General features: G+C 56.4%; 9 protein-coding genes. 4 read left to right on the top strand and 5 right to left on the bottom strand.

Annotation, left to right across the window (positions count from 1 at the left end; genetic code table 11):
- Nucleotides 1–9 precede the first annotated feature (9 nt).
- From trxB to Q0362_RS09435, 4 genes are all read left to right on the top strand, one after another.
- Nucleotides 10–963 (top strand): thioredoxin-disulfide reductase, encoded by a 954-nt coding sequence (gene trxB / locus Q0362_RS09420; protein ID WP_298122869.1) that lies wholly within the window; start codon nt 10–12, stop codon nt 961–963.
- A gap of 15 nt (nt 964–978) precedes the next feature.
- Complete coding sequence (gene trxA / locus Q0362_RS09425) at nt 979–1305, top strand: thioredoxin (protein ID WP_280794651.1); 327 nt, start codon at nt 979–981, stop codon at nt 1303–1305.
- An 83-nt stretch (nt 1306–1388) separates the two neighbouring features.
- Nucleotides 1389–2708 carry a PLP-dependent aminotransferase family protein gene (locus Q0362_RS09430; protein ID WP_298122851.1) on the top strand — a complete coding sequence of 440 codons (1320 nt, stop codon included), beginning with the start codon at nt 1389–1391 and terminating at the stop codon, nt 2706–2708.
- A gap of 16 nt (nt 2709–2724) precedes the next feature.
- On the top strand, nt 2725–3666 hold the full coding sequence (locus tag Q0362_RS09435) for a D-alanine--D-alanine ligase (protein ID WP_298122853.1): 942 nt from the start codon (nt 2725–2727) through the stop codon (nt 3664–3666).
- Between the two features lie 30 nt (nt 3667–3696).
- On the opposite strand, the gene Q0362_RS09440 is transcribed toward Q0362_RS09435, so the two are convergent.
- From Q0362_RS09440 to Q0362_RS09460, 5 genes are all read right to left on the bottom strand, one after another.
- The gene (locus Q0362_RS09440; RefSeq protein WP_298122856.1) at nt 3697–4659 is read right to left on the bottom strand and encodes a ParB/RepB/Spo0J family partition protein; all 963 of its coding nucleotides are present in this window, start codon (nt 4657–4659) and stop codon (nt 3697–3699) included.
- Nucleotides 4646–5599: a ParA family protein gene (locus Q0362_RS09445; protein WP_298122858.1), complete on the bottom strand. Its 954-nt coding sequence runs from the start codon at nt 5597–5599 to the stop codon at nt 4646–4648. Before Q0362_RS09445 ends, Q0362_RS09440 begins: the two co-directional genes overlap by 14 nt.
- Before the next feature lie 36 nt (nt 5600–5635).
- On the bottom strand, nt 5636–6262 hold the full coding sequence (gene rsmG, locus Q0362_RS09450) for a 16S rRNA (guanine(527)-N(7))-methyltransferase RsmG (protein WP_298122861.1): 627 nt from the start codon (nt 6260–6262) through the stop codon (nt 5636–5638).
- A gap of 14 nt (nt 6263–6276) precedes the next feature.
- The gene (locus Q0362_RS09455) at nt 6277–6780 is read right to left on the bottom strand and encodes a R3H domain-containing nucleic acid-binding protein (RefSeq protein ID WP_298122864.1); all 504 of its coding nucleotides are present in this window, start codon (nt 6778–6780) and stop codon (nt 6277–6279) included.
- Nucleotides 6781–6782: 2 nt separating this feature from the next.
- The coding region (locus tag Q0362_RS09460) for a YidC/Oxa1 family membrane protein insertase (RefSeq protein WP_298122866.1) at nt 6783–7301 on the bottom strand (519 nt) is incomplete at its 5' end.

A 7301-nucleotide genomic window follows, 5' to 3' on the forward strand; every position in this document is an offset into this window, starting at 1 on the left:
GGAGTTTTTGTGCGTCAAGTCATCATCATTGGTTCGGGTCCCGCCGGTTACACCGCGGCGATCTATGCTGCTCGTGCAAACTTCAAGCCACTCGTCATTGCGTCATCCGTTGAAGCTGGTGGCGAGCTGATGAACACCACAGAAGTAGAGAACTTCCCTGGTTTCCCCGAGGGAATCATGGGCCCTGAACTCATGATGAAGATGCAGGAACAGGCAGAGAAGTTCGGTGCCGAGATCCTGATGGATGACGTTGTCAGCCTGGAACTAGCTGGTGACGTCAAGCGTGTCACTACTGGTGGTGGCCAGACCTTCGAAGCACTCAGCGTCATCTTCGCTACCGGTTCTGCCAACCGTAAGCTCGGCCTTCCTGACGAAGACCGTCTCTCTGGTCACGGTGTTTCCTGGTGTGCAACCTGCGATGGTTTCTTCTTCCGCCAGAAGACGGTCGCTATCGTCGGCGGTGGCGACTCCGCCATGGAAGAGGCCAACTTCCTCACCCGTTTTGCGGACAAGGTCTATGTCATTCACCGTTCCGAGACTCTTCGTGCATCGAAGATCATGCAGGACCGCGCCATGGCAAACCCCAAGATTGAATTCCTGTGGAACTCCACCATTGACTCGCTCAATGGTGCTGAATCACTCACCGGTGTGACCATCAAGAACACGGTTACCGGTGATCTCAGCGACGTTGAACTTCAGGGCTTGTTCATTGCCATTGGTAATGACCCCCGCACCCAGCTCATTCACGGACAATTGGACCTCGCACCCGAGGGAACAGTTGCAGTGAAGGGTCGCACCTCCAAGACCAACCTCACCGGTGTCTTTGCTGCCGGTGACGTGGTTGACCCCACCTATCGCCAGGCAGTTACAGCTGCAGCGAGCGGAACTGTTGCTGCACTTGATGCAGAGCACTACCTTCAATCACTTCCTGCCGAGTTGCTCGCGCAGGCCGAAAACAACTAATTACTAGGAGAAATCATGTCTGCAGCACCCGCAGTTACTGACGCAAGCTTCGACGCAGACGTCCTCAAGAGCGGCAAGCCCGTTCTCGTTGACTTCTGGGCTGAATGGTGTGGCCCCTGCCGCGCGGTTGGCCCCATCCTCGACCAGATCCGTGCCGAGCACGGCGACAAGATCGAGATCGTGAAGCTCAACGTGGATGAGAACCCTCAGACCGCGATGACCTACCAGATCACCTCCATCCCCGCGATGAAGGTCTTCGTCAACGGTGAGGTCACCAAGACCATCATCGGCGCCAAGCCCAAGCCCGCTCTCGAGCACGATCTCGCAGACTACATCGGCTAATTCTGCTTAATCGTTGGCCGTCTGAGTCTTCTCAGGCGGCCAACGGCATTTAAGCCCCAAAAATCCCAACTACGATTATGTACGTGGCCGAGAATAACGTGACCGGTCAAGGAATCAACCTTGACCCCTGGTTCAATCACTACGCCAGCCGTTCTGCAGGGCTGAGCGCCTCCGAAGTGCGCGCCCTTTTCGCGGTGGCCTCTCGACCCGAAGTTGTCTCTCTTGCCGGTGGCATGCCGTATGTTCGCGCGCTACCAGAGTCCCTGGTCAACGGAGCTCTGGAAAAGGTCATGAAAGACAATGGCCCCATGGCCATGCAATATGGCTCCGGTCAGGGTATTCCTGCGTTGCGTGAGCAAATCCTCGAAATCATGGCCCTCGAAGGCATTTCTGCCTCGGTGGATGACGTCGTTGTTACCACTGGCAGCCAGCAGGCACTGGATCTGGTAACCAAGCTCTTCATTGATCCAGGTGACGTGATTCTGGCTGAAGCCCCCAGTTATGTGGGAGCTATTGGTGTTTTCCGCAGCTACCAGGCGGATGTGGTGCACGTTCTCATGGATGAGAACGGTCTGATCCCTGAGAAACTGCGCGAAGCTATCACTGAGGTGAAGGCATCGGGGCGCACCATCAAGTTCCTCTACACAATCCCGAACTTCCACAACCCTGCTGGTGTGACGCTGTCGGCAGAGCGTCGCCCCGAGATTCTCGAGATTTGCCAGAGCAACGGCATTCTGATCTTGGAAGACAACCCCTACGGTCTGCTTTCATTTGAGGAGGACGTTCCTCCCGCTATTCGCTCGTTGAACGAAGACGGAGTCATTTACCTCGGCTCGTTCTCGAAGACGCTGGCTCCCGGATTCCGCGTGGGCTGGGCTCTCGCCCCCCACGCCATCCGCGAAAAGCTGGTACTTGCCGCAGAAGCAGCTATTTTGTGCCCCAGTTCGTTCAGCCAGATGGTTATTTCGGAATACCTCAGCCAGGCCGATTGGAAGGGTCAGATTGAAACCTTCCGCGGTGTCTACAAAGAACGTCGTGATGCCATGCTCGAGGCACTGGAAGAACACCTGCCTGATTTGAGTTGGAATGTGCCCAACGGTGGGTTCTATATCTGGTGCTCATTGCCTGAAAACCTTGATTCCAAGGCGATGTTGCCTCGTGCGGTGACCGAATTGGTTGCTTACACACCTGGAACAGCCTTCTTCGCAGACGGTGGCGGGCGTCAAAACCTCCGCCTGTCCTTCTGCTACCCCACTCCCGAGAACATCAAGATCGGTATTCGTCGTCTTGCCACAGTAATCCGCGGAGAACTTGACCTGCTTGCGGACTTTGCAGGTACTGGTTCACTCACTGCTGCCGCGGGGGACGACAACGTCATCGCACCACCACCTGACCTGAGCTAAGAACACGAGGCTATTTATGTCATCTCTCAACATTGCCGTTCTGTCCGGTGGTATTTCACACGAACGCGAAGTTTCTTTACGCTCCGGCCGTCGCGTTGCAGATGCCCTCACCGCGCGAGGTCACAACGTCACCATCATTGACCCCGATGCCTCACTGTTTGCCACCCTCAAGAACCTGAACCCTGACGTTGTTTGGCCTGCTTTGCACGGATCCAGCGGTGAAGATGGTGCAGTTCTCGATCTACTTCGTGCAGCTGGTTACAACTACGTGGGACCCTCGGCTGCTGCCGCCCGCCTGGCTTGGTCCAAGCCAGTTGCAAAGACGTTGGTTTCTCGCGCAGGTGTGAGAACGGCTCCATCCATCACCGTTGCACGTGAAGCATTCCGTGAACTTGGTGCGGGCTCTGTTCTCGAATTAATTGCCTCTGAACTGGGAAATCATGTTGTTGTGAAGCCCGCATCTGGTGGTTCAGCCCAGGGTGTTTCCATCGTTACTAAGGCCGAGGATCTCCCTCGTGCGATGGTGGATGCGTTCACTTACAACGACGTCGCACTGGTTGAGAAGTTCATTGCGGGCACTGAAGTGGCCGTGACGGTCACAGATAGTGCTTCCGGGGCCTCCGCCCTGCCTGCGGTGGAAATCGTCCCTCTAGACGGCGTCTACAGCTTTGAAGCCCGTTACAACGCGGGTGAAACCACGTTCTATGTCCCTGCACGCGTCTCCACTGAAGTTTCGGCCAAGATTTCTGAGGCAGCAGTATCTGTTCACGAGACTCTTGGGCTTTCTCAGCTCTCACGTATTGACCTCATCGTGGACGAGGCAGGAGAGCCTTGGTTCCTCGAAGCGAACTCACTTCCTGGTCTGACCGAGACCTCGAGTGCACCGCTGGCTATTGAAGCGTCAGGCGTTGAACTCGGGCAGCTCTACGAAGCACTCGCGCGCGCAGCAGCAAACTAGGCGGTTGCCCGCCCACGTTTCACGTGGAAACTAGTTCTGGCCGAACGGGGTCTCACCCAGTTCGGTGAGGATACGGTTCAGGTCTCCAATAGTCGCAAATTCGATGCTGATCAGGCCTTTTTTAGCACTGAGGGCAATCTTCACGCGAGTATCGAGGCGATCTCCGAGGCGTTCGGCGATCTCATCGAGGTGGCCACGACGAGTTCCCGCAACAGGCTTGGGCTTCTTCGAGGTGGGGGCTTCACCTGCAAGTGCTTCAGCGGCACGAACCGAGAGGTCTTCGTTGACAATCTTGTCTGCCAAACGCTGCATGGCATCCGGGTCGCCGACTGCCAAAATGGCGCGGGCGTGACCTGCGCTGAGGACACCAGCTGCAACGCGCTTCTGAACCAGGGGAGGAAGGCGGAGCAAACGAATGGTGTTCGAGATCTGGGGACGTGATCGACCAATACGCTCAGCGAGCTGTTCCTGAGTAATGCCGAAGTCAGCCATGAGCTGCTGGTAGGCAGAGGCTTCTTCGAGTGGGTTCAGCTGTGAACGGTGGAGGTTCTCCAGCAGTGCATCTCGGAGCATGTCTTCATCGGCGGTGTCACGGATGATGACCGGGATCTGCTCGAGACCCACTTCCTTCGACGCACGGAGTCGGCGCTCACCCATGATGAGCTCGAAGTTCTCTGAGCCAGGAATGCTACGAACCACGATGGGCTGCAGGATTCCAATTTCTCGGATGCTGTGAACCAGTTCAGCGAGGTCTTCTGGATTAAAGACCTTACGAGGCTGCTGGGGGTTCGGAACAACGAGGTTGGGGGAGATGAAGGCCAGGCGAGCTCCGGGAACTTCAACGAGATTGGCGTCATTGTTCTCGACAACAGGAATGGCGCCGGTGCCAACCTGGTCGGGGAAGAAGACGTCGACGGGACGTTCAGTTGTGGGAGCCGTGGGAATGAGTGAACCAATGCCGCGGCCAAGGCCGGTGCGCTTATTCGTTGCCATGTGGGGCCTCCTGGTTAGCAGTGCTGGCAGCTCCGGGAGCGCCGCGGAGCGCGATCTCGTGTGCTGCTTCGATATATGAAATGGATCCCACTGACATGGTGTCGTAGCTGACAACCGTCTGGCTATAGCTAGGAGCCTCAGAAACGCGCACAGCGCGGGGAATAACAGCGTTGAGGACCTGCTGGGGGAAGTGCTGGCGCACATCTGCGGCCACTTCGTGGGCGAGGCGGGTTCTGCTGTCAAACATCGTGAGCAAGATGGTGGAGACCTGAAGATATGGGTTCAGGCCCTGGTTGATCATCTCGATGGTGCTGAGGAGTTGGGACAAGCCTTCCAGGGCGTAATACTCACACTGGATGGGGATCAATACCTCTCGAGCTGAGCTAAACGCATTGATGGTGAGCAAGCCCAGAGAGGGTGGGCAGTCAATGAAGACGTAGTGGTAGTCATTGCCTGGTTCATTGAAAAAGCGTTCGAGTGCATCTCGCAGCAGGAATTCACGACGATCGATACTGAACATCTGAATTTCTGCACCCGCAAGGTCCAGGTTGGAGGGGGCGCAGTACAGCTCGCCCTCTTCGGTGCTCTTCTGAATCACAGAGCTCAGCGGCTTACCTTCGACCAAAACGTCGTAGATGCTGGGGATATCGCCGTGGTGGTCAACACCGAGCGCTGTAGAAGCATTTCCCTGGGGGTCCAAGTCAATAACCAGCACTTTTGCGCCAAATCGGGCTAAAGCAGCAGCGATATTGACGGTTGTCGTGGTTTTACCCACGCCGCCCTTTTGGTTCGAGACCGTGAAAACGCGTGGGCGAGAAGGAAGAGGGGGCGCTGGGCCGTCCAGAATCCGGCGTCGAGCAGTCAAATCACTCAGTTCGCGCGCCAAAGGAGAATCGACGCCACTGAGTGGCGTATCAATCGATTCTTCAGGATGTTTCACGTGAAACCTTTGGATCAAACAAGTGTGGAACGAGGTCTACTCAACTGTAGCCCGAACCACCCTCGTTACCTCATCGAGGACTCCCTCACCCAGGGTGAGAACCTCTACATCGTGGAGTTTGAAGGCACGAATCTGCTTGGCAGCAGCCTCAATCTCTGCGGCAGCACCTGCACCCTTCATCAGCACCAGTTCTCCGCCGGGGCGAACCAGGGGAGCAGTCATGGGGATGAGCTTCTTGAGGGCACTCACAGCACGTGCGGTGACCTGATCTAGAAGAACATCTCTGCGCACGTCCTCTGCACGGTCACGCACAACTGTGACGTTAGTCAGACCCAGTTCTGCCACCTGATCGTTCAGCCAAGCTGTGCGACGCTCCATGGGCTCAATCAGTACGAAATCGACATCTGGGCGCGCGATGGCCAAAACAAGCCCTGGTAGGCCTGCTCCACTGCCTACGTCTCCAACACGGCCCTTGAGTAAGGGGGCAACAATGCCGCAGTTGAGAATGTGGCGGGACCACAAACGAGGGAGCTCAAGTGGGCCAATCAGGCCCAGTTCCTCGCCATACTGTGCCAAGTTCGCAGTGAATTGGCGGGCTAGAGCGAGTTGATCTCCAAAAACTAGAGCAGCTTGAGCTGGCTCCGCTTCATATTCGGGAGTCAATGTTTCACGTGAAACTATGCGCCGGCGGTGATAACGGTGTGGCGGTCCTTGCCCTCACCGTCGGAGTGTGACACCAGGCCACGCTCGCTCACCAGATCGTGCACAAGCTTGCGCTCGTAGGAACTCATAGGAGGTAGTGCTGCAGCTGCAGCTCCGCCTTCGAGACGAGCAGCAGCAGCGTCAACGAGTGCTGCAAGTTCCTGCTCGCGGGTCTGGCGTGAGCCACCTACGTCCAGGATGAGGCGTGAGTACTGGCCGGTTTTGTTCTGAACTGCCAGGCGAGTGAGCTCCTGCAGGGCAGAAACGGTCTCTGGGCGAGAAAGAACACGGACGTTGCCCTGTTCTGATGCGGTTACAGAGACGTATGCACGGCCGTTACGGGCATCAATATCGAGGTCGCCATCGAGATCTGCGATGTCGAGGAGCTCTTCAATGTAGTCAGCTGCAACATCGCCCTCGTTCTCGAGGTCTTTGATGGTGGGAGCTGCTTTGGGCTCAGTGGTGAGGTCTTCAGACATAATTACTTCTTCTTTCCGGACTTCTTCGCGCGGTTCTTGCTCACAGGCTGTGCGCGCTGAATTGGCTTAGGTGCTTCAACTTCAATAACTTCAGTGGTTCCCTTGGGGAGCTTTCCGCGGCGAGCGAGACGCTCTTCACGGTCCTTGGCTGCCTGGCTACCAGGAGTAGGCATGTTGCGGATCACAATGAACTGCTGACCCATGGTCCAGAAGTTGGAAACCAGCCAGTAGAACATGACGCCGAGGGGGAAAGTGAAGCCAGAGAAGGCGAAAACAAGGGGGAGTAGGTACAACAGGATGCGCTGCTGGCGGAAAGCAGGGCTGGCCTTGGTCTCTTCAGACATGTTCTTGGAGACGATCTGAAGCTGGGTAATGAACTGAGACGCAGTCATCAGGACAACCATGACCATGGCAATAACCATGACGGCGATCTGCTGTGGCTGAGCGTTCATTGCGCTCACAAAGGTGGAGTGCAGGGGAGCGATTCCGAAGAGTTCAGCAGAACCAAACTGCTTGGCCAG

Origin of the sequence: uncultured Aurantimicrobium sp. (assembly GCF_936931525.1) — a bacterium.
In the GTDB taxonomy this organism is placed as follows: domain Bacteria; phylum Actinomycetota; class Actinomycetes; order Actinomycetales; family Microbacteriaceae; genus Aurantimicrobium.

What these genes read in the sequence shown, in the direction of transcription:
- Q0362_RS09440 (WP_298122856.1), bottom strand. Translation starts at nt 4,659, where the DNA reads ATGGCAACGAATAAGCGCACCGGCCTTGGCCGCGGCATTGGTTCACTC.
- Q0362_RS09435 (WP_298122853.1), top strand. Translation starts at nt 2,725, where the DNA reads ATGTCATCTCTCAACATTGCCGTTCTGTCCGGTGGTATTTCACACGAA.
- Q0362_RS09455 (WP_298122864.1), bottom strand. Translation starts at nt 6,780, where the DNA reads ATGTCTGAAGACCTCACCACTGAGCCCAAAGCAGCTCCCACCATCAAA.
- trxA (WP_280794651.1), top strand. Translation starts at nt 979, where the DNA reads ATGTCTGCAGCACCCGCAGTTACTGACGCAAGCTTCGACGCAGACGTC.